This is a genomic window from Streptomyces boetiae (assembly GCF_031845405.1).
Taxonomy (GTDB): Bacteria; Actinomycetota; Actinomycetes; order Streptomycetales; family Streptomycetaceae; genus Streptomyces; species Streptomyces boetiae.
Genome location: NZ_JAVREN010000002.1, coordinates 1 through 22,064 on the forward strand (window position 1 = coordinate 1; position 22,064 = coordinate 22,064).

Annotated in this window: 10 protein-coding genes, 1 tRNA gene and 2 rRNA genes; 11 read left to right on the plus strand and 2 right to left on the minus strand. The window is 73.5% G+C overall.

The genetic code is table 11. From position 1 onward, the window contains the following. From RM780_RS01225 to RM780_RS01235, 3 genes are all read left to right on the plus strand, one after another. Window positions 1–105 (plus strand): 23S ribosomal RNA (locus RM780_RS01225); the annotation flags it as partial. A 54-nt stretch (window positions 106–159) separates the two neighbouring features. Beyond that, a 5S ribosomal RNA gene (gene rrf, locus RM780_RS01230) occupies window positions 160–276 on the plus strand. Window positions 277–280: 4 nt separating this feature from the next. Then, window positions 281–353, plus strand: a tRNA-Thr gene (locus RM780_RS01235). Window positions 354–415: 62 nt separating this feature from the next. On the opposite strand, the gene RM780_RS01240 is transcribed toward RM780_RS01235, so the two are convergent. After that, window positions 416–3,040, minus strand: a complete 2,625-nt coding sequence (locus RM780_RS01240; RefSeq protein WP_311628692.1) for a SpoIIE family protein phosphatase — start codon at window positions 3,038–3,040, stop codon at window positions 416–418. A gap of 238 nt (window positions 3,041–3,278) precedes the next feature. Between RM780_RS01240 and RM780_RS01245 the strand changes: the two genes are divergently transcribed. The 8 genes from RM780_RS01245 to RM780_RS01280 all read left to right on the plus strand — a co-directional run bounded on the left by RM780_RS01245 (window position 3,279) and on the right by RM780_RS01280 (window position 17,294). After that, the gene (locus RM780_RS01245) at window positions 3,279–8,972 is read left to right on the plus strand and encodes a HAMP domain-containing protein (RefSeq protein WP_311628507.1); all 5,694 of its coding nucleotides are present in this window, start codon (window positions 3,279–3,281) and stop codon (window positions 8,970–8,972) included. Between the two features lie 441 nt (window positions 8,973–9,413). Beyond that, complete coding sequence (locus RM780_RS01250; RefSeq protein WP_311628508.1) at window positions 9,414–10,094, plus strand: response regulator; 681 nt, start codon at window positions 9,414–9,416, stop codon at window positions 10,092–10,094. Window positions 10,095–10,214: 120 nt separating this feature from the next. Next, window positions 10,215–12,989 (plus strand): DNA translocase FtsK, encoded by a 2,775-nt coding sequence (locus RM780_RS01255; RefSeq protein WP_311628509.1) that lies wholly within the window; start codon window positions 10,215–10,217, stop codon window positions 12,987–12,989. Between the two features lie 133 nt (window positions 12,990–13,122). Next, the gene (locus RM780_RS01260) at window positions 13,123–13,926 is read left to right on the plus strand and encodes a helix-turn-helix domain-containing protein (RefSeq protein ID WP_311628510.1); all 804 of its coding nucleotides are present in this window, start codon (window positions 13,123–13,125) and stop codon (window positions 13,924–13,926) included. 51 nt (window positions 13,927–13,977) lie between these two features. Next, on the plus strand, window positions 13,978–15,597 hold the full coding sequence (locus RM780_RS01265) for a MiaB/RimO family radical SAM methylthiotransferase (protein WP_311628511.1): 1,620 nt from the start codon (window positions 13,978–13,980) through the stop codon (window positions 15,595–15,597). Next, the gene (gene pgsA / locus RM780_RS01270) at window positions 15,594–16,232 is read left to right on the plus strand and encodes a CDP-diacylglycerol--glycerol-3-phosphate 3-phosphatidyltransferase (RefSeq protein WP_311628512.1); all 639 of its coding nucleotides are present in this window, start codon (window positions 15,594–15,596) and stop codon (window positions 16,230–16,232) included. Before RM780_RS01265 ends, pgsA begins: the two co-directional genes overlap by 4 nt. Window positions 16,233–16,269: 37 nt before the next feature. Further along, window positions 16,270–16,800, plus strand: coding sequence for a CinA family protein (locus RM780_RS01275; protein WP_394812855.1), 531 nt, complete (start codon window positions 16,270–16,272; stop codon window positions 16,798–16,800). 95 nt (window positions 16,801–16,895) lie between these two features. Further along, entirely contained in the window at window positions 16,896–17,294 is a 399-nt protein-coding gene (locus RM780_RS01280) for a helix-turn-helix domain-containing protein (protein ID WP_311628514.1), read from the plus strand. A 32-nt stretch (window positions 17,295–17,326) separates the two neighbouring features. On the opposite strand, the gene RM780_RS01285 is transcribed toward RM780_RS01280, so the two are convergent. Beyond that, window positions 17,327–22,051, minus strand: a complete 4,725-nt coding sequence (locus RM780_RS01285; protein ID WP_311628515.1) for an ATP-dependent helicase — start codon at window positions 22,049–22,051, stop codon at window positions 17,327–17,329. Window positions 22,052–22,064 lie beyond the last annotated feature (13 nt).

Below are 22,064 nucleotides of genomic sequence, written 5' to 3' on the forward strand. Positions count from 1 at the left end.
TTGATGGGGTAAGGCTCCCTGGAGACGACGGGGTTGATAGGCCGGAGATGGAAGCCTTGTGAGGGGTGGAGTCGACCGGTACTAATAGGCCGAGGGCTTGTCCGCAGATGCTCGCGTCCACTGTGAATTGATGACCCGGGGACCATTCTCTCAGAGTGTTCCGGTGGTCATGGCGGAGAGGAAACGCCCGGTTACATTCCGAACCCGGAAGCTAAGCTTTCCAGCGCCGATGGTACTGCATGGGGGACCGTGTGGGAGAGTAGGACACCGCCGGAATTTTGCCCCAATAGCTCAGTCGGCAGAGCGTCTCCATGGTAAGGAGAAGGTCAACGGTTCGATTCCGTTTTGGGGCTCTGTCTCATGAGATCTAAAAAGGCTTCCGCCTCGGCGGGAGCCTTTTCTTTGTCCCAGCCTCTCAGCGCCTCTTCTCCGCCTCCGGGATGCGGAGCGTCAGGATGGCCATGTCGTCGGAGGGGGCGTCGGAGGCGAAGCGTTCCACGGCGCGCAGGACCCGCGTTGCCACGGCGCCCGCCGTAAGTCCCGTGCAGGTGCTGAGGACTTCGGCCAGGCCGTCGTCCCCGAGCATCCGGACGCCCTCCCGGCGCTCCGTCACCCCGTCCGTGACGCAGAGGAGGACGTCCCCGGGGTGCAGGAGCGCGGTCTGCTCGTACAGCTCCAGGTCCTCGATGACCCCCAGCAGCGGCTGCGGGCTCGCGGCCGGCTCCACCGAGCCGTCCGGGGACAGGCGCAGCGGCAGCGGGTGCCCGGCGCACACCATCTTCAGCAGCGCGCCGCCGTCCGGCTGCGGCCACAGCTCCCCGTAGAGCAGGGTCAGGAAGCGGGCGCGTGAACCCTCTTCCAGGATCGCGGCGTTGAGCCGCTCAAGCACCGCGGGTCCGCCCAGGCCCTCGCGGGCCAGCAGCCGCAGCGCGTGCCGCGCCAGGCCGGTGACGGCCGCGGCCAGCGGGCCGGTGCCGCAGACGTCGCCGATGGCGAAGCCGTAGGCGCCCTCGCGGATGGGGAAGACGTCGTAGAAATCCCCGCCGACCTCGTTCCCCTCGCCGGCCGCGCGGTAGATGACCTCGACGTCCACGCCCTCCACGTCCGGGAGCTCCGGCGGCAGCAGGCTGCGCTGGAGGGACTGGCTGATGGCGGTGCGCTCGCTGTAGAGGCGGGCGTTGTCCAGGGCGAGGGCGGCCCGGCGGGAGAGGTCTTCGGCCAGCTCCAGGATGTCCTGGCGGAAGCGTTCGTCCGTGGGCTTGCCCAAAGCGAGGAGGCCGATGACGCGGTTGCGGGCGATGAGCGGGAGGACGACCGTTTCCCCGCCCACGGCCGCGGCCGTGCTGCGGCCGGGGGTGTCCGCGGCTCCGGGGGAGGGGCGTCCGCCGAGCGCGAGGTGGCGCAGGGAGGCGCGCAGCGCGGTGTCGTGCGCGGCGTCGGCGGGGGCGGTCCAGGGGCGCACGCCCAGGCTGATGTCGGGGTCCGGCGGGTCGAGGCGCTCCAGCAGGGCCTTGATGCCGTCGATGCGGTCCTCGTCCTCGTGGAGCACGTAGGAGAGGACGGGGTCGGAGCCGGGCTCGGGGATGGTGTAGACGGCGCACCAGGTGGCGACCGTGGGGACGGTCATCTGGGCCATCAGCGCGAGGGTCTGGTTCCGGTCGAGGGTGCCGGCCAGCAGCTCGGAAGCCTCGACGAGGAAGGCGAGCGAGCCGCGGCGCAGGCGTTCCAGCTCGGTCAGGCGGGCGGACTCGACGGCCAGGGCGATGCGGTCGGCGGCGAACTGGAGGCGCAGGGCCTCCTCGTTGCTGTACCGGCCGGGGGTCTCGGAGGCGACGCCGAGGGAGCCGGTGAGCCGGCCCTCGACCTTGAGCGGGACGGTGACGACGGCGTGCATGCCGGTGCCGGAGAGGAGGGGGACGGCGCCGGGCGCGAGGGCCAGGTCGTCGTGGACGGAGGGCATGCGGGCGGAGCCGTACCGGCCGCTGCCGGTCTCGACGGGGACGCGGGCGAAGCGCTGGCGGGCGGAGGGCAGGCCGGTGGTGGCGCGGACCTCCAGCTCGGTCTCGTCGTCGGTGGCCAGCAGCAGGAAGGCGGCGTCGCCGTCGAGCATGTCGCGGGCTCGCTCGACGGTGCGCTGGAGGAGGCCGTCGAGGTCGTCCGGCGGCGGGGTGCCGATCAGCGCCTCCAGCGGGTCGCCGGTGCGCTCCAGCCCGTCGGGGGCGGCGCCGGGGCCGGGGAGGCGGACGGGGCTCTGGAGGATGGCGCGCTCGCGGTCGTGGACGATGAGGCAGACCGTGGAGGGTTCGCCCCGGGCGTCGCGGACTCTGAGGTGGCAGGCGTAGACGGGGACGGTACGCCCCTCGGAGTCGCGCAGGCCGTAGGAGCCCTCCCAGCGGGAGAGGGAGAGGGCCTCGGCGATGCCGGTGCCGGTGCCGGGGGTCTGGGGCCAGGCGGCGAGGTCGGCCAGCGGCTTGCCGACGACCTGCTCGGCGGCGTAGCCGAACAGCTCGCGGGCGTCGTCGTTCCACAGGGTGACGGTGTCGGTGCGGTCGACCTGGACGACGGCGACGCGGACGCGGGGGTCGGTGACGGGAAGGGCCTCGTCGGGGAGGACGGGGCCGGCGGCGCGGGTGCCGACGGGGAGGGCCTGCTGGTCGAGGCGGAACCAGACGCACTTGTCGGTGGTGGTGTAGTCGACGCCCCAGCGGGCGGCGAGCGCGGCGCAGAGCATGAGGCCGCGGCCACCCTCGCTGGTGAGGTCGGGGCGGCTGCGGGAGACCTCTCCCATGGGCAGCATGCGCTCGGGGTGGCGGTCGACGACCTCGACGCGAACGCCCTGGGGGTCGCGCAGGCAGCGGACCTCGGCGGAGGTGCCGGCGTGGACGACGGCGTTGGTGACCAGCTCGCTGGTGAGCACGACGGCGTCCTCGATGAGGTCGGCCAGGCCCCAGCCCTGGAGGGTGTCCCTGACGAAGCCCCGCGCGGTGGCGACCGAGCGTCCTACCGGCTCGAAGGTGGCCGCAGCTCGCGCGGTGATCACGTCGTCCCCCAAAGGTCGTCTCGTCACGGCCGCCCCTGCCCGAAGGAGCGGCCGGATGCCAGGGTACTTACGTCGGCCGTCCCGGCGGGCCGTGCATCGATGATTTCCCCCGGACCGGGAAACAGTGGTGTGCGATGCTGCCGAACTGTTATCGCCCCGTCGGTGGGGAGTGAAACACTGGAGAAGCTCGATGTGAACGCCCGGGCTGAATGGTCGATCCCGCGGGAGGGGCACAGTGGTGTCTGACGGAGCAGTGGCGCGAGCCGGTACGGTCGCGCGGGCACGGAAGCCGCGCGGCAGCGGCACCGTCGAGGTGGACGCCGCCGCGCTGAACCGGCTCCTTACCGCCCTGGAATCCCTGCGTGACGGCAATCTCCGCAAGCGGTTGACGGTTTCCGGCGACGGGCCGATGGCGGAGATCGCCGCGGTCTACAACGAGGTCGCGGACCGCAATCTCCATGTCACCGGTCAGCTGGCGCGGGTGCGCCGGGTCGTGGGCCGCGAGGGCAAGCTGACCGAGCGGATCGAGACGGGGCTGTGCGAGGGGGCCTGGGCGAAGGCCATCGACGACGCCAACGAGCTGGTGGACGACCTGGTGCGGCCGGTGTCCGAGGTGGGCCGGGTGCTCTCGGCGGTGGCCGAGGGCGACCTGCGGCAGCGGATGGACCTGCGGGCGGTGGCGTCGAACGGGACGGGCCGGCCGTTGCGGGGCGAGTTCCTGCGGGTGGCGCGCACGGTGAACGGGCTGGTGGACCAGCTCTCGGAGTTCACCGACGAGGTGACCCGGGTGGCGAGCGAGGTCGGCACCGAGGGGAAGCTGGGAGGCCAGGCCAAGGTCAGGGGAATGGCGGGCTCCTGGAAGGACCTGACCGACTCGGTCAACACGATGGCCTCCCGGCTCACCGCCCAGGTGAGGGACATCTCCGTGGTGACCAAGGCGGTGGCGGACGGGGACCTGTCCCGGAAGGTCACGGTGCACGTGGCCGGGGAGATGCTGGACCTGAAGGACACGGTCAACACGATGGTCGACCAGCTCTCGTCCTTCCAGGCCGAGGTGACGCGGGTGGCCCGCGAGGTCGGGACGGACGGCGTGCTGGGGGGCCAGGCGCAGGTCCAGGGCGTGGCCGGCGTGTGGAAGGACCTGACGGACTCGGTCAACCTGATGGCGGGGAACCTCACCAAGCAGGTGCGGGAGATCGCGCAGGTCACCACGGCCGTTGCCAATGGTGACCTTTCGCAGAAGATCACGGTCTCGGCCAGCGGCGAGGTGGCCCGTCTCGCGGACACGATCAACGGGATGACGGAGATCCTGTCGTCGTTCGCGGACCAGGTGACGCGGACGGCGACCGAGATCGGCACCGACGGCAAGCTGGGCGGCCAGGCGCGGGTGCAGGGCGTCGCGGGGGTGTGGAAGGAGCTGACCGACTCGGTCAACACGGCCTTCCGCAACCTCTCGGACCAGGTGCGCGACATCGCGCAGGTCTCGGCGGCGGTGGCGAACGGCGACCTGTCGCAGAAGGTGACGGTGGACGTCTCCGGCGACATGCTGGAGCTGAAGAACACGGTGAACCGGACCGTGGACCAGCTCTCCTCCTTCCAGTCGGAGGTCACGCGCGTCGCGCGGGAGATCGGCGACGAGGGCGTGCTGGGCGGCCAGGCGTCGGTCACCGGGGTGGCCGGGGCCTGGAAGGATCTGACCGATTCGGTGAATACGGCCTTCCGGAATCTGACCGGACAGGTGCGGAATATCGCCTCGGTGACGACGGCCGTGGCCAATGGCGACCTCTCCCAGAAGGTCACGGTCGAGGTCTCGGGCGAGATGCTCAACCTGAAGAACACGGTCAACAAGATGGTGGACCAGCTGTCCTCCTTCGCGGACCAGGTGACGCGGGTGGCGACCGAGGTGGGCACGGAGGGGCGTCTGGGCGGCCAGGCCGAGGTGGAGGGCGTCAGCGGCACGTGGAAGGCGCTGACCGACTCGGTGAACCGGATGGCGTCCAACCTGACGAACCAGGTCCGCAACATCGCGCAGGTGACGACGGCCGTGGCGCGCGGCGACCTCTCGCAGAAGATCACGGTGGACGCGCAGGGCGAGATCCTGCAGCTGAAGAACACCGTGAACACCATGGTCGACCAGCTCTCCTCGTTCGCCGAGCAGGTGACGCGGGTGGCCCGCGAGGTGGGCACCGAGGGCAAGCTGGGCGGCCAGGCGCAGGTCTCGGACGTGGCCGGGGTCTGGCGGGACCTGACCGACTCGGTGAACGGCATGGCGGCGAACCTGACCGATCAGGTGCGGAACATCGCGGGCGTTGCCATGGCGGTGGCGCGAGGTGACCTGTCCCAGAAGATCACGGTGGACGCGCGCGGGGAGTTCCTGGAGCTGAAGGACACGCTGAACACGATGGTGGACCAGCTCTCCTCCTTCGCGGAGCAGGTGACGCGGGTCGCGCTGGAGGTGGGCACCGAGGGCCGCCTGGGCGGCCAGGCGGAGGTCGAGGGGGTCGCCGGGACCTGGAAGGACCTGACCCAGTCCGTCAACGGCATGGCCAACAACCTCACGCTGCAGGTGCGGAACATCTCGGAGGTGACCACCGCGGTCGCCCGGGGCGACCTCACCAAGAAGATCACGGTCAACGCCCGGGGCGAGATCCTGGAACTGGTGACGACCGTCAACACGATGGTGGACCAGCTCTCCTCGTTCGCGGCCGAGGTCACCCGCGTCGCGCGGGAGGTGGGCACCGAGGGCCAGCTCGGCGGTCAGGCGGAGGTGCGGGGCGTCTCCGGGACGTGGAAGGACCTCACGGACAGCGTCAACCTGATGGCGCGGAACCTGACGACGCAGGTGCGGGCGATCTCCCAGGTGGCCACGGCGGTGGCGAACGGCGAGCTGTCGCGGAAGGTCACGGTCGAGGCCAGCGGCGAGGTCGCGCTGCTGGCGGACACGGTGAACCGGATGGTGACGACGCTGTCCTCCTTCGCCGCCGAGGTGACGCGGGTGGCGCGCGAGGTCGGCACGGAGGGCCGCCTGGGCGGGCAGGCCGACGTGCCGGGGGTCTCGGGGACGTGGAAGGCCCTGACCGAGTCGGTCAACTCGATGGCCTCCAACCTCACGCTCCAGGTGCGCAGCATCACCGAGGTCACCACGGCCATCGCCAAGGGCGACCTGACGAAGAAGATCGACATCGACGCCCGCGGCGAGATCCAGATGCTGAAGGAGACCCTCAACACGATGGTCGACCAGCTCTCGCTGTTCGCGGAGCAGGTCACCAAGGTCGCCACGGAGGTGGGCACCGAGGGGCAGCTGGGCGGTCAGGCACGGGTGCCGGGCGTGGCCGGCACCTGGAAGGACCTGACGGACTCGGTGAACGAGATGGCGGGGAACCTCACCCGCCAGGTGCGGGGCATCGCCCGGGTCGCGACGTTCGTGACCCGCGGGGATCACAACGTGCACATCGACACGGACGCGGCCGGGGAGATCCTGGTCGTGCAGGAGAGCGTCAACGTCATGATCCGGCGCCTGCGGGAGGCCACCTCGGCCAACCGGGAGCAGGACTGGCTGAAGACGACGCTGACGCAGGTGTCCGCGAGGATGCAGGGCCGCCGGGACCTGACGGACGTGGCCAAGCTGATCATGAGCGAGCTGTGCCCGGCGGTCACGGCCCAGCACGGGGCGTTCTACCTCTCGGTGCCGGTGGGCGAGGCGGGCGAGGAGAACCCGGAGGTCCCGCCGGGCGAGGACGGCGAGTACGAGCTGCGGATGATCGCCTCGTACGGGTACGCACCGGGCCAGCAGGCGATGTCCTTCCGCTTCGGGGAATCGCTGGTGGGGACGGCCGCGGGGGAGCGGCGGGTTCTGCTGTTCGGGCCGACGCCCGAGGGGTACCTGAAGATCTCCTCGGGGCTGGGCGAGGCAGCGCCGGTGACGGTGATCATCCTGCCGGTGGTCTTCGAGGGCCGGGTGCTGGGCGTGCTGGAGCTGGCCTCGTTCACGAAGTTCTCCGAGATCCAGGTGGACTTCCTGCGGCAGATGGCCGACATGATCGCCACCAGCGTCAACACGATCAGCGTCAACACCCGCACGGAGATGCTGCTGACGCAGTCGCAGCAGCTGGCGGAGCAGTTGCAGCAGCAGAAGGGCGAGCTGGAGCGGCAGAGCCACGCCCTCCAGGAGTCGAACGCCGAGCTGAAGGAGAACGCGGTCCTGCTGGCCGCCACGAACCGCAAGATCGAGGAGAAGAGCCGGGAGATCGAGGAGGCGCGCAAGGGCCTCCAGGAGCGGGCCGAGCAGTTGGCGGTCTCGATGCGGTACAAGTCGGAGTTCCTGGCGAACATGTCGCACGAGCTGCGCACCCCGCTGAACTCGCTGCTGATCCTGGCCAAGCTGCTGGCGGACAACGCGGATGGCAACCTCTCCCCGAAGCAGGTGGAGTTCGCCGAGACGATCCACGGCGCGGGCTCGGACCTGCTGCAGTTGATCAACGACATTCTGGACCTGTCGAAGGTCGAGGCGGGCAAGATGGACGTCAGCCCGGCGCGGATCGCGCTGGTGCAGCTGGTCGACTACGTCGAGGCGTCCTTCCGGCCGGTGACGGCGGAGAAGAACCTGGAGTTCTCGGTGCGGGTCTCGCCCGAGCTGCCTGCGACGCTGCACACCGACGAGCAGCGGCTGCTGCAGGTGCTGCGCAACCTCCTGTCGAACGCGGTGAAGTTCACCGAGACCGGGTCGGTGGAGCTGGTGATCGGCCCGGCCGGGCCCGAGGTGCCCGACGACATCCGCGAGCAGATGCTGGAGAGCGGGGCGGTGGAGTCGGCGGACGCGCCGCTGGTGGCGTTCGCGGTCTCCGACACGGGGATCGGTATCGCGGCGAGCAAGATGCGGGTGATCTTCGAGGCGTTCAAGCAGGCGGACGGCACCACCAGCCGCAAGTACGGCGGCACGGGCCTGGGCCTGTCGATCAGCCGGGAGATCGCGCGGCTGCTGGGCGGGGAGATCCACGCGGAGAGCGAGCCGGGCCGCGGCTCGACGTTCACCCTGTTCCTGCCGCTGCAGCCGACCGAGCTTCCGCCGCCGGGGTACGCCCAGCTCGCGGGCGGCAGCACGCTGAGCCTGGAGGTCATGGACGAGGCGGAGGCCGACGAGGGCGGCGGCGTGGCCGTGGGCGCGGGCGCGGAGCGGCCCGCGCTGCCGGCGGGCCGCGGCGAGGAGGCCGCGGGCCCGGACGCCCCGGGCGAGGGCGGCGACGGGCCGGACGCGGAGGCCCTGGGCGCGGACCTCGGCGGGGGCCTCGCGGGCGAGGAGTCCGGCGGCGCGGCCGGCCGGGAGCCCCAGGGGCCCGCGGGAGGCGCGGAGGCGGAGCGGGAGGCGGCCCGCGCCCGGAACCGGGCGGCCTCGCGGGCTGCCGAGCGGGCCGCGGAGACGCTGACCCGCCGCCACCGGGAGCGTTTCGTGGACAACGGCCACGGCGCGGGCCAGGAGGCGGAGGCCCCGCTGGTGCCCGAGCCGAAGGCGGCGCCGGACGACGCGGTGCGGCAGCGGGTGAGCCGGCAGCTACGGGGCCGCAAAGTCCTCATCGTGGACGACGACGTGCGCAACGTCTTTGCCCTCACCAGCGTGCTGGAGCAGCACGGTCTGCGGGTGCTGTACGCGGAGAACGGCCGCGAGGGCATCGAGGTGCTGGAGTCCAACGACGACGTGGCGCTGGTCCTGATGGACATCATGATGCCGGAGATGGACGGGTATTCGACGACCTCGGCGATCCGGCGGATGCCGCAGTTCTCGGGGCTGCCGATCATCGCGCTCACCGCGAAGGCGATGAAGGGCGACCGGGAGAAGAGCATCGAGTCGGGTGCCTCCGCACATGTGACAAAGCCGGTCGACACCGATCACTTGCTGACCGTGATGACGCAGTGGATGGAGAGCGGCCGGAAGTGATCTGTCTCGCGATGCCCGGCGAGAGGGAACTTTCCGGGCACCGTGGGCGTTTGCGGGGTGCGCACGGCGTTGTGCGCGAGCCGGACCCGGTCGGTTTCGGTCATGCGTTCTGGCGGCGGTTGCCGGACTCGCCGGTGTCGGGGGTGCGTGATATCGTGACGCAGCGCGATGCCTTGATCACCGGGTTTCCGTGCTGCTGGCCGCAGGCGCACCGGCGGGAGGAATCCAGGTGGCGCGTGGATCCGACCGGAAAGTCTTCGGTCTCTCGCAACGGAGCGAGGGCCCGGCGGGGGTCACTCCGCGCAGTCGCGCGGACTCGTCGGGCTCGCTGGCAATGGTGCCGGGGAGAGTGTCAACATGTCCGGCACAGGACCGGGCGGCGTGAGGGTGCCGTCCACAGGGGCGGCGCTCCGTGCGTCGCAGGGGCAAGGAGGACGGGCCATGGTGCAGAAGGCCAAGATCCTCCTGGTCGATGACCGACCCGAGAATCTGCTGGCGCTTGAGGCGATTCTCTCGGCGCTCGATCAGACGCTGGTCCGGGCATCGTCAGGGGAGGAAGCGCTCAAGGCGCTGCTCACGGAAGACTTCGCGGTGATCCTGCTGGACGTCCAGATGCCGGGCATGGACGGCTTCGAGACCGCCGCCCACATCAAGCGGCGCGAGCGGACCCGGGACATCCCCATCATCTTCCTCACCGCCATCAACCACGGCCCGCACCACACCTTCCGCGGGTACGCGGCCGGCGCGGTCGACTACATCTCCAAGCCCTTCGACCCGTGGGTGCTGCGCGCCAAGGTCTCCGTCTTCGTCGACCTGCACATGAAGAACCTCCAGCTGCGCGAGCAGGCCCTGCTGCTGCGCCGCGAGCTGGACGGCGGCCACCCGCCCGCCGATGCCGAACGCGGCGCCGGCGGGCTGCTGCCGGAGCTGTCCGCCCGGCTGGCGGCCGTCGAGGAGCAGGCCGAGGTCCTCACCAAGGAGCTGACCGAGTCCGGCGGCGCCTCCGCGGCCGTCTCCACCGCGGCGCACCTGGAACGGAAGCTCTCCGGGCTGCGCCGGGCACTTGACGCCCTCCAGCCGGGAGCCAGCGAGCCCCGGTCGGTGGAGTCCCAGCCGGGCTGAGGCCCGCCCGGCCGGGCCCCCCGCGCGGGCGTCCCCGGGCGGCCCCCGCCGGGCGGGACGGCGGCCCGGGACACGCCCCGGCCCCGTGCCCCCCGCCCGCCACCCGGGTAACCTCGCCCCATGGCCTCAGGAACGTCCGGCAAGGGTCCCGCGCGCGCCGGGCGCGGCGGCGGGGGAGCGGCGAAGAAGGCCGCGCCCGCCAGGAAGGCGCCCGCGAAGAAGGCGGCGGCCGGACGGCCCGCCGCGCGCAAGCCCGCCGCGAAGAGTGCCCCCGCGGGCAAGGGGCGTTCGGGGCCCGGGCCCGTCTTCCGCCTGCTGCGCGGCCTGTGGATGGGCATCGCCCACCCCGTGGGAGCGCTGCTGCGCGGCATAGGGCGGGGCGCGAAGGGGCTCGACCCGGCGCACCGCAAGGACGGCCTCGCGCTCCTGCTGCTGGGCCTGACCCTCGTCGTCGCGGCCGGCACCTGGTCCAACCTCCAGGGCCCGGTGGGCGAGTTGGTGACCATCCTCGTCACCGGGGCGCTGGGCCGCCTCGACCTGCTCTTTCCCTTTGTCCTGGGCTTCCTGGCCGTGCGCCTGATCCGGCACCCGGACAAGCAGGAGGCCAACGGACGGATTGTCATCGGGCTCAGCGCCCTGCTGGTGGGCGTGCTCGGCCTGGTGCACGTCGCCACCGGGGCGCCCACCCGCAGCGACGGCGTCCAGGCCCTGCGGGACACCGGCGGCCACCTGGGCTGGGCCGCCTCCCGGCCGCTGATCATCGCGGTGGGCGAGCCGCTGGCCGTGGCGCTCCTCGCGCTGCTGACGGTCTTCGGGCTGCTGGTGGTCACGGCCACACCCGTCAACACCATCCCGCGGCGGCTGCGCCAGGGCGCCATCCGGCTCGGCCTCCTCGCGGGGAGCGGCCCGGGCACGGAGACCCGGTTCCTGCCCGAGCGCTACGACCTCCACGACCGCGAGTTCGAGGCGGAGCACCGTCCGGGCCGCGGCGACGGCGGCGACCCAGCGGGCGCCTCCGCGGCCGAGCGCGCCGCCCTGGAGGACCGCCGCAGGCCCCCGCGCGGCGGCGGCCGGACCCGGCGCGCCCCGGCGCGCGACCGGGAGGCCGGCCCCGACCCGGTGGACGTCGCCGCGGCGGCCGCCGCCGCCCTGGACGGGGCGGTCCTGCACGGCGTCGAGCCCTCCCCGGTGGTGGCCGGGCTCAGCGGCGGCGCGGGGAGGCGGCGCGGCCCGGCCCGGGAGGACGCGGAGCCCACCGCCGGGCGCCCGGGGGCCGAGAACGCAGGCGGGGAAAGCGCGGCCGGGGCGGCCGGGGCGGCCGTTCCGGACCTGACCAGAAGCGTTCCGGACCTGACCAAGAACGTTCCCGAGCCGTCGGAGCCGCTGCCGCCGCGCGCCGAACAGCTCCAGCTCTCCGGGGACATCACCTACTCCCTGCCGCGTCTGGACCTGATGGTGCGCGGCGGGCCCGGCCGCTCCCGCAGCCCGGCCAACGACGCGGTCGTGGAGTCGCTGACCACCGTCTTCCACGAGTTCAAGGTGGACGCCCGCGTCACCGGCTTCACCCGCGGCCCGACCGTCACCCGCTACGAGGTCGAGCTGGGCCCCGCCGTCAAGGTGGAGAAGATCACCGCGCTGACGAAGAACATCGCCTACGCGGTGGCCAGCCCGGACGTGCGGATCATCAGCCCCATCCCCGGCAAGTCGGCCGTCGGCATCGAAATCCCCAACAGCGACCGGGAGATGGTCAACCTCGGGGACGTGCTGCGCACCGCCGACGCGGCCGGCGAGGACCACCCGCTGCTCGTCGGCCTCGGCAAGGACGTCGAGGGCGGCTATGTGATGGCCAACCTCGCGCGGATGCCGCACATGCTGGTGGCCGGCGCCACCGGCTCCGGCAAGTCCTCCTGCGTCAACTGCCTCATCACCTCGGTGATGATGCGCGCCACGCCCGAGGACGTGCGGCTGGTGCTGGTGGACCCCAAGCGGGTGGAGCTGACCGCCTACGAGGGCATCCCGCACCTGATCACCCCGATCATCACCAACCCCAAGCGGGCCGCCGAGGCCCTGCAGTGGGTGGTGCGCGAGATGGACCTGCGCTACGACGACCTGGCGGCGTACGGGTACCGGCACATCGACGACTTCAACGCGGCGGTGCGCTCGGGCAAGGCGACCCCGCCCCCCGGCAGCGAGCGGGAGCTGACGCCCTACCCGTATCTGCTGGTGATCGTGGACGAGTTGGCGGACCTGATGATGGTCGCGCCGCGCGACGTGGAGGACGCCATCGTCCGCATCACGCAGCTGGCCCGGGCCGCCGGAATCCACCTGGTGCTGGCCACCCAGCGGCCGAGCGTGGACGTGGTCACCGGGCTGATCAAGGCGAACGTCCCCTCCCGCCTGGCATTCGCCACCTCCTCGCTCGCCGACAGCCGCGTCATCCTCGACCAGGCCGGCGCCGAGAAGCTGATCGGCAAGGGCGACGGCCTGTTCCTGCCGATGGGCGCGAACAAGCCGGTGCGCATGCAGGGGGCCTTCGTCACCGAGGAGGAGGTCGCGGCCGTCGTCGCGCACTGCAAGGCGCAGATGACGCCGGTCTTCCGGCAGGACGTCACCGTCTCCTCGGGCCAGAAGAAGGAGATCGACGAGGAGATCGGGGACGACCTGGACCTGCTGTGCCAGGCGGCGGAGCTGGTGGTATCCACTCAGTTCGGCTCCACCTCGATGCTCCAGCGGAAGCTGCGGGTGGGCTTCGCCAAGGCGGGGCGGCTGATGGACCTGATGGAGTCGCGCGGCGTGGTGGGGCCGAGCGAGGGATCCAAGGCCCGCGACGTGCTGGTCAAACCCGACGAACTCGATGGCGTGCTGGCGGTGATCCGGGGGGAGACTCCTCCGTAGTCCCCGCGCGGGCCACCCGGGCGGCGGCCATCCGCTTGGCGTACACACGCCCTCGGCCCGGTTGCCCGTTCCTTTCGCAGCCCCCCTAGACTGATAAGCACAGCACGTGGCTTCACGCTCGAAAGGCGCCCCCGTGTCCAACGGCAACTCTTCGGCCAAGGACCGGCCTTCCGTCGGTCGCATCCTCCAGCAGGCGCGCATCGAGGCAAAGCTGACCGTGGACGAGGTCAGTTCGTCCACACGTGTGCGCATTCCGATCGTTCACGCGATCGAACAGGACGATTTCTCGCGCTGTGGCGGCGACGTCTACGCGCGCGGGCACATCCGCTCGCTGGCCAAGGCCGTCGGGGCGGACGCCGACGAGCTGATCGAGCTGTTCAACGCCCAGCAGGGCGCGCCGCCGCCTCCGCTCTCCTCCGGGCCGCTGTTCGAGGCCGAGCGGATCCGGCCGGAGCCGCGTCGGCCCAACTGGACGGCGGCCATGGTCGCCGCCATCGTCGCCGTGATCGGCTTCGTCGGCTTCACCTTCTTCAGCGGTGGCGACTCCGAGGACCCGGGCACCGTGGCCGAGCGCAGCGAGGCCGGGCCGCCCACCGCCGACCCCGAGGAGGAGGCCCGGGAGGAGCCCACGCCCGAGCCCGAGCCCTCCGAGAGCGCGGTGGCCGCCGTGCCCGCCGACCGGGTGACGGTGCGGGCCACCGCCGAGGGCGGCTCGAGCTGGATCTCCGCCCGGGACAGCAACGGCGGGACCCTCTTCGAGGGCGTCCTTCAGGAGGGCGACTCGGAGACCTTCACCGACGAGGAGCAGATCGACCTGGTGCTGGGGAACGCCGGCGCCGTGCGGCTTCACGTCAACGGGCGTCCCATCGAGGATGTCTTCGAAATGGGTCAGGTCGAGCGCCTGAGCTACACGCCGGGCGACCCGAGCGAGGGCTGAGCGGACCCCTCCGGGGCGGGCGGGCGGCACGGGACGAAGTAGGCTGAGGTCATGTCCGAACGCCGCACCGTCGCCCTGGTCACCCTCGGCTGCGCCCGCAATGAGGTGGATTCAGAAGAGCTCGCGGGGCGGCTGGCCGCGGACGGCTGGGACCTCGTCGCGGACGCCGCCGAGGCCGAGGTCGCGGTGGTCAACACCTGCGGGTTCGTGGACGCCGCCAAGAAGGACTCGGTCGACGCGCTGCTGGAGGCCCACCGCCTCAAGAGCGGCGAGGCCGGCGAGGGCGCCCGCACCCGCGCGGTGGTCGCCGTCGGCTGCATGGCCGAGCGGTACGGCAAGGAGCTGGCCGACGCGCTGCCCGAGGCGGACGCGGTCCTCGGCTTCGACGACTACGCGGACATCTCCGCCCGGCTGGGCACCATCCTGTCCGGCGGCGTCCACGCCCCGCACATACCGCGCGACCGGCGCAGGCTGCTGCCGATCAGCCCCGCCGAACGCCAGCGGGCGGGCGCGGACGTCGCCCTCCCCGGGCACGGCGAGGCCGCCGGGGACGCCGCCCACCCGGGCGATGGTGCGCACGGGGACGGCCCGTCCGTCCTGGCCGACCTGCCCGAGGGCCTGGCCCCGGCCTCCGGGCCGCGCGCCCCGCTGCGGCGCCGCCTGGGCGGCGGCCCCGTCGCCTCGGTGAAGCTGGCCTCCGGCTGCGACCGGCGGTGCAGCTTCTGCGCCATCCCGGCCTTCCGCGGCTCGTTCATCTCCCGCCGTCCGGCCGACGTGCTGAACGAGGCCCGCTGGCTCGCCGGGCAGGGCGTGAAGGAGATCATGCTCGTCTCGGAGAACAACACCTCCTACGGCAAGGACCTGGGCGACATCCGCCTGCTGGAGACGCTGCTGCCCGAACTGGCCGCCGTGGACGGCCTGGACCGGATTCGCGTCAGCTACCTTCAGCCCGCCGAGATGCGGCCCGGCCTCATCGACGTGCTCACCGGCACCGAGAAGGTCGCCCCCTACTTCGACCTCTCCTTCCAGCACGCCGCGCCCGGAGTGCTGCGCGCCATGCGGCGGTTCGGGGACGCCGACCGCTTTCTGGGGCTGCTGGCCACCATCAGGGAGCGCGCCCCGCGGGCCGGCGTCCGTTCCAACTTCATCGTCGGCTTCCCCGGCGAGAGCGAGGCGGACCTCGCCGAGCTGGAGCGTTTCCTGACCGAGGCCCGCCTGGACGCCATCGGCGTCTTCGGGTACTCGGACGAGGAGGGCACCGAGGCCGCCGGGTACGACGGCAAGCTGCCCGAGGAGGAGATCGCCGAGCGGCTGGAGCGGGTCTCCGCCCTGGCGGACGAGCTGATCGCGCAGCGGGCCGAGGAGCGCCTCGGGGAGCCGGTGCGGGTCCTGGTCGAGACCGCCGGGGACGCCGAGGAGGCCGCGGAGGACGCCGAGTGGGCCCTTCAGGCCGCGGCCGGCGCCGTGCCCGGGGCCCGGATCCTGGGCGTGGGCCGCGGCCAGCACCAGGCCCCCGAGACCGACGGGCACGTCGTGCTGCTGGGCGGGCCGGAGGCGGGCGGCCCGCTGCGGCCCGGGGAGTTCGCCGCCGCCGAGGTGGTGGCGGCCCGGGGCGTCGACCTGGTCGCCGCCGTGCCGGCGGTGGGCAGCCCCTCCGGGGCCGCGAGATGACGGACGTGCCGGCCTCCGCCGCCGGGAAGGGACAGCTCGCGGGGCGCCGGCAGGCCGCGCCGAGCCTGTGGAACATCGCCAACGTCCTCACGATGGTGCGCCTGCTGCTGGTGCCCGGGTTCGTCCTGCTGATGTTCGCCGGGGACGGGCACGACGCCGGCTGGCGGGCGGCGGCCTGGGCCGCGTTCACCGTGGCCATGATCACCGACCTGCTGGACGGGGAGCTGGCCCGGCGGCGGAACCTGGTCACCGACTTCGGCAAGATCGCCGACCCCATCGCGGACAAGGCGATCATGGGCGCCGCCCTGGTCTGCCTCTCGGCGCTCTCCGACCTCCCCTGGTGGGTGACGGTCGTCATCCTGGCCCGCGAGCTGGGGATCACGGCGCTGCGCTTCTGGGTGATCCGGCTCGGTGTGATTCCCGCCAGCCGGGGCGGGAAGCTCAAGACCCTCGCCCAAGGCGTCGCCGTCGGGATGTACATTCTCACGCTCAGCGGTCCCCTGGCCACGTTGCGCTGGTGGGTGATGGCGGCGGCCGTCGCGCTCACGGTGGTGACCGGCCTGGACTACATCCGGCAGGCCGTCGTGCTGCGTCGCGCCGCCCGGGCCGACGGGGCGGGTGCCGGTGGCCGGTAGCGGGCGTCGCGAGGACCCGGCCGCGGCGGAGCAGGTGATGGCGCTGCTGACGGGCCGGGGGGAGACGCTGGCCGCCGCCGAGTCCCTGACCGGCGGCCTGGTGGCCGCGGCCCTGACCGGCCCGCCCGGGGCCTCCCGCGTCTTCCTCGGCTCCGTCACCGCCTACGCCACCGAGGCCAAACGCGACGTGCTGGGCGTGGACGGCGGCCTCCTCGCGCGGCGGGGAGCGGTGGACGCCGAGGTGGCCCGGCAGATGGCCACGGGCGTGCGCCGCCTGCTGCGGGCCGACTGGGGCGTGGCCACGACGGGCGTCGCCGGGCCCGAGCCGCAGGACGGAAAGCCGGTCGGCACGGTGTACGTAGCGGTTTCGGCGCCCGGAACCGGGGGAGTCGTGGCTCAGCGGCTGAATCTGCGAGGTGACCGGGCAGCCATCCGGGCCGGCAGCGTCCACGCCGTGCTGGGCCTGCTCCGCGACCAGCTGATCCTCCCCGGTGTGGGGGAGGTGTCATCTGCCGCAGCGGCGCAGGATACGGAACAGAACGGAGAGGATGGATGTTTGCAGCCCTGAGTGAACAAGACATCGCTCCCCGCCCGGTGGGAGTCCGAGGCGGTACGGTGGGGCATGAAGCAAGCGAGGCCAACGGTCCGAGGAGGGAGCCACCGATGATCCTGCTCCGTCGCCTGCTGGGTGACGTGCTGCGTCGGCAGCGCCAACGTCAGGGCCGCACGCTGCGCGAAGTGTCCTCCTCCGCACGGGTCTCCCTCGGCTACCTCTCCGAGGTGGAGCGGGGGCAGAAGGAAGCTTCCTCCGAACTGCTGGCCGCCATTTGCGACGCCCTCGACCTGCGGATGTCGGAGCTGCTGCGCGAGGTCAGCGACGAGCTGGCGCTCGCCGAGCTGGCCCAGTCCGCCGCCAGCGACACCGTGTCGCTGCCCGCCGGGCGCGGCCTGGCCGACCGCCCGATGCTCAACCCCGTGCGTGTGCCCTCGGTCACTCACCGTCCCGACGACCACGTCACGATCAAGGCCCCCAGCGAGGCCGTGGACGTCGTCGCCGCCTGAACCCCGCTTCCGCCCCTCCCCCGGACCCGCGCTCAGCGGCCGGGGCGCAGGCGTAGCCCGCGGGGGGTGGCGTGGAAGCCGGAGGTCTCCAGCAGGCCGGTCCAGAACGGCGAGGACAGCACCGGGGTGCCGTTGACCCGCTCCAGCGTGAGGGTGCCCAGCGAGCCCGCCGCGGCCGTCCGGGCGAGGGCCTCGGCCGCGGCCCGCAGCCGCTCCCGCGGGGCGTCGCCTCCGTGGTCCCCGCCCTGCCCGCTCTCCTCGCCGCTCCCGCCGGCCCAGGCCAGCAGCGTGCGCCCGCCCCGCTCCAGGTAGAGCGTCAGTGCGCCATCCACCAGCACCACCAGGGCGCCGGCCTTGCGGCCCGGCTTGTGGCCCGCCCCCTGCGGCGGCTCCGGCCAGGGCAGGGCCGCGCCGTAGGCGCTGGCCGGATCGGCCGCCGCCAGCACCACGGCCCGCGGCCCGGCCGGGGTCTCGCCCCGCTCCGCGGCCGTGCCGGCCGCGCGCAGCCGGTCCACCGCCCCGTCCATCGCGAACTGGGCCGCGCCCAGCCCCTCCACGACGTACCCGCGGCGGGCCTGCCCGCTCTCCTCGAAGGCCGACAGCACCCGGTACGCGGCCGAGAAGCCGCCGGGAACGCCCTCGGCCGCGACCGCGCCGCGGGTCACCACGCCGTGCCGGTCCAGCAGGGTGCGCGCCAGGGCGTGCGCCCGCAGCGTGGGCTCCTCCTCGCGGGCCGGGAGCAGCGACCAGCGCCCTGCCACCGTGGGGGGCCCGGCGCGGCCGGGGCCGCCCGGCGCCCGCGCCCCGGCGCGCAGGCCCGGCAGCGCGCCGAACCGGCCGCGGGGCGTGGGGCGGCGCCCCCGGTGGGCGGTGGACCCTGCGGTGCGGCCGGAGCCGAGGAGGGCCCGCAGCGGGCCCAGGGTGTCGTTGGTCAGGCGCCCGGACCAGGCCAGGTCCCACACGGCCTCGGCCAGCTCGGCCTCGCCCGCCTCCTGCCCGGCGGCGGCGACCTGCTCGGCGATCTGGCGGAAGAACAGGCCGTACCCGCCGGAGAGCGCCTCCAGCACCGTCCGGTGCAGCGGCGAGAGCTCCAGCGGCTGCGGGGGCGGCAGCAGCAGCGGGGCGGCGTCGGCGGGGTAGAGCGCGATCCAGCCGTCCTTGCCGGGCAACGCGCCCGCGCCCGCCCACACCACCTCGCCCGAGGCGGTCAACTCGTCCAGGAGGGACGGGACATAGCCGGCGACGCGGCCGGGCAGCACCAGCCGCTCCAGGGCGGAGGCGGGCACGGGCGCGCCTTGCAACTGCTCCACCACGCGGGCCAGTCCGTCGATCCCGCGCAGCCCGCCGCGGCCGGCCAGGGCCCCGACGTGCTGCCAGGCGGGGAGGAACGCGGCCAGCGCCGCGGGCGGGACGGGCTCCACCTCGTGGCGCAGCGCGGCCAGGGAGCGGCGCCGCAGCCGGCGCAGGACCGCCGGGTCGCACCACTCGTGCCCCGCGCCGCCGGGCCTGAATTCGCCCTGCACCAGTCGCCCGTCGGCCGCCAGCCGGTGCAGCACGCCGTCCGCAACAGCCGTGCCCAGGCCGAAGCGGGCGGCGGCCTGCGCCGAGGTGAACGGGCCGTGGGTGCGGGCGTAGCGGGCGAGGAGGTCCCCCAGCGGGTCGGGCACGGGCTCGGTGAACGCCTCGGGCACGCCCACGGGGAGCGCGGCGCCCAGCGCGTCGCGCAGCCGCCCGGCGTCCTCGATGGCCGCCCAGTGCTCGGCCCCGGCGATCCGCACGCGCAGCGCGCGGCGGGCCGCCACCAGCTCCTCGGCCCAGGCTGGGAGGGCGCCGCGGGCGGTCAGCTCCTCGTCGGTGACCGGGCCCAGGACCCGCAGCAGATCGGCGACGCCCTCGGCGTCCCTCAGCCGGCGCTCCTCGGTCAGCCAGGCCAGCTCACGCTCCAGCTCCACGAGAACGCCCGGGTCCAGCAGCTCGCGCAGCTCGGCCCGGCCCAGCAGCTCGGCCAGCAGCCTTGAGTCCAGGGAGAGCGCGGCGGCGCGCCGCTCGGCCAGCGGCGAGTCCCCCTCGTAGAGGTACTGCGCGACGTACCCGAAGAGGAGAGAGCGGGCGAAGGGGGAGGGCTCGCGGGTGGTGACCTCGACCAGCCGGACCTGGCGGGCCTCGATGTCGGCCATCAGCTCGGTGAGGCCGGGCACGTCGAAGACGTCCTGCAGGCACTCCCTGACCGCCTCCAGCACGATCGGGAACGACCCGAACTCGGCTGTCACGGACAGCAGTTGGTGGGCGCGCTGGCGCTGCTGCCACAGCGGGGTGCGCCGGCCGGGCGTGCGCCGGGGCAGGAGCAGGGCCCGCGCGGCGCACTCCCGGAAGCGGGAGGCGAACAGGGCCGAGCCGCCGACCTGGTCGGTGACGAGCTGCTCGACCTCACCCTTGTCGAAGAGCACGTCCTCGGCGCCCACGGGGGCCAGGCCGTCGTCGTACGCCGCGTCGGGCAGCGCGCCCGGGGCGGGCCCCGCGCCCAGCGGGTCCTCGCCGTCCGCCGCGCCGAACAGGTCCGCGTCGGGCAGGCGCAGCACGATGCCGTCGTCGGCGTGCAGCACCTGCGCGTCCATGCCGAAGCGCTCGGTGAGCCGGGCGCCCAGGGCCAGGGCCCAGGGGGCGTGGACCTGTGCGCCGAAGGGGGAGTGGACCACCACCCGCCAGTCGCCCAGCTCGTCGCGGAACCGCTCCACGACGATGGTGCGGTCGTCCGGGACGTGGCCGCAGGCCTCGCGCTGCTCGCCGAGGTAGGCCAGGACGTTGTCCACCGCCCAGGAGTCGAGGCCGGCGGCGGCCAGCCGCTCGCGGGCCGGACCCGGCTCCAGGCCGCCGACCTCCCGCAGGAAGGCGCCCAGCGCGCGCCCCAGCTCCAGCGGCCGGCCCAGCTGGTCCCCCTTCCAGAACGGCAGCCGCCCGGGCACCCCGGGGGCGGGCGTCACCAGCACCCGGTCCCGGGTGATGTCCTCGATGCGCCAGGAGGTGGTGCCCAGGGTGAAGACGTCGCCCACGCGGGACTCGTAGACCATCTCCTCGTCCAGCTCGCCCACCCGGCCCCCGCCCCGGCGCGGGTCGGCCCCGGCCAGGAAAACGCCGAACAGGCCGCGGTCGGGGATGGTGCCCCCGGAGGTGACGGCCAGGCGCTGCGCCCCGGGCCGCCCGGTGACGGTGTGGGCGACCCGGTCCCACACCACCCGGGGCCGCAGCTCGGCGAAGGCGTCCGAGGGATACCGCCCGGCCAGCATGTCCAGGACCGCGTGGAAGGCCGACTCCGGCAGGGCCGCGAACGGGGCGGCCCGTCGCACCACGGTCAGCAGCTCGTCCACGTCCCAGGTGTCCAGGGCGGTCATGGCCACCAGCTGCTGGGCGAGAACGTCCAGGGGATTGGCCGGGACGCGCAGGGACTCGATGGCCCCCTCCCGCATCCGCTCGGTGACCACCGCCGATTGCACCAGGTCGCCGCGGTACTTGGGGAAGACCACGCCCGAGGACACCGCGCCCACCTGGTGCCCCGCGCGGCCCACCCGCTGGAGCCCGGAGGCGACCGAGGGCGGCGACTCCACCTGCACCACCAGGTCCACCGCGCCCATGTCGATGCCCAGCTCCAGGCTGGAGGTCGCCACCACGGCGGGCAGCCGGCCCGCCTTGAGGTCCTCCTCGATCAGCGCCCGCTGCTCCTTGGACACCGAGCCGTGGTGCGCGCGGGCCAGCACCGGGCTCGCGCCCCGGGCCGCACCCGAGCCGCCCATCAGCGCGGCGGGGGCGTGCTCCTCGGGCAGCGGCTGACCGGTGGCTCGCTCGTGGGCGATCTCGTTGATCCGGTTGCACAGGCGCTCGGCCAGGCGGCGGGAGTTGGCGAAGACGATGGTGGAGCGGTGGGCCTGCACCAGGTCCACGATCCGCTCCTCGACGGAGGGCCAGATGGAGGGCACGTCGCCGCCGCCCGCACCGTCGGCCACCGGGGAGCCGCCCAGCTCGCCCATGTCCTCCACCGGCACCACGACCGAGAGCTCGAACTTCTTGCCCGAGGGCGGCTGGACGATCCGCGCCTTGCGCTGCGGGGAGAGGAAGCGGGCCACCTCGTCCACCGGCCGGACGGTGGCCGAGAGCCCGATGCGGCGGGCCGGACGCGGCAGCAGCGCGTCCAGCCGCTCCAGGGACAGCGCCAGGTGCGCCCCGCGCTTGGTGCCCGCGACGGCGTGGACCTCGTCGAGGATCACCGTCCGCACCCCGGCCAGGGCCTCCCGGGCGGCCGAGGTGAGCATGAGGAAGAGGGACTCGGGCGTGGTGATGAGGATGTCCGGCGGGCGCCTGGCCTGCGTGCGCCGGTCGGCCGCCGGGGTGTCGCCGGTGCGGATGCCGACGCGGATCTCGGGCTCGGGGAGGCCGAGGCGCACCGCCTCCTGGCGGATGCCGGTGAGCGGGCTGCGGAGGTTGCGCTCCACGTCCACGGCCAGGGCCTTCAGGGGGGAGACGTAGAGCACGCGGCAGCGCAGGTGCGGCTCGGCCGGGGGCGGGGTGGAGGCGAGGGCGTCCAGGGAGGCGAGGAAGGCCGCCAGCGTCTTGCCCGAGCCGGTCGGCGCCACGACCAGGGCGTCGGACTCCTCGGCGATGGCCTTCCACGCGCCCTCCTGCGCGGGCGTGGGCGCGTGGAAGGCACGCGAGAACCACGCCCGGGTCGCGGGGGAGAAGGCGGCCAGCGCCGGATGTCCGTCCATGCGCCCATCGTGC

Coding starts and splice junctions, on each gene's coding strand:
- RM780_RS01250 (WP_311628508.1), top strand. CDS start 9,414: ATGGTGCAGAAGGCCAAGATCCTCCTGGTCGATGACCGACCCGAGAAT.
- RM780_RS01255 (WP_311628509.1), top strand. CDS start 10,215: ATGGCCTCAGGAACGTCCGGCAAGGGTCCCGCGCGCGCCGGGCGCGGC.
- RM780_RS01265 (WP_311628511.1), top strand. CDS start 13,978: ATGTCCGAACGCCGCACCGTCGCCCTGGTCACCCTCGGCTGCGCCCGC.
- pgsA (WP_311628512.1), top strand. CDS start 15,594: ATGACGGACGTGCCGGCCTCCGCCGCCGGGAAGGGACAGCTCGCGGGG.
- RM780_RS01275 (WP_394812855.1), top strand. CDS start 16,270: ATGGCGCTGCTGACGGGCCGGGGGGAGACGCTGGCCGCCGCCGAGTCC.
- RM780_RS01280 (WP_311628514.1), top strand. CDS start 16,896: ATGATCCTGCTCCGTCGCCTGCTGGGTGACGTGCTGCGTCGGCAGCGC.
- RM780_RS01285 (WP_311628515.1), bottom strand. CDS start 22,051: ATGGACGGACATCCGGCGCTGGCCGCCTTCTCCCCCGCGACCCGGGCG.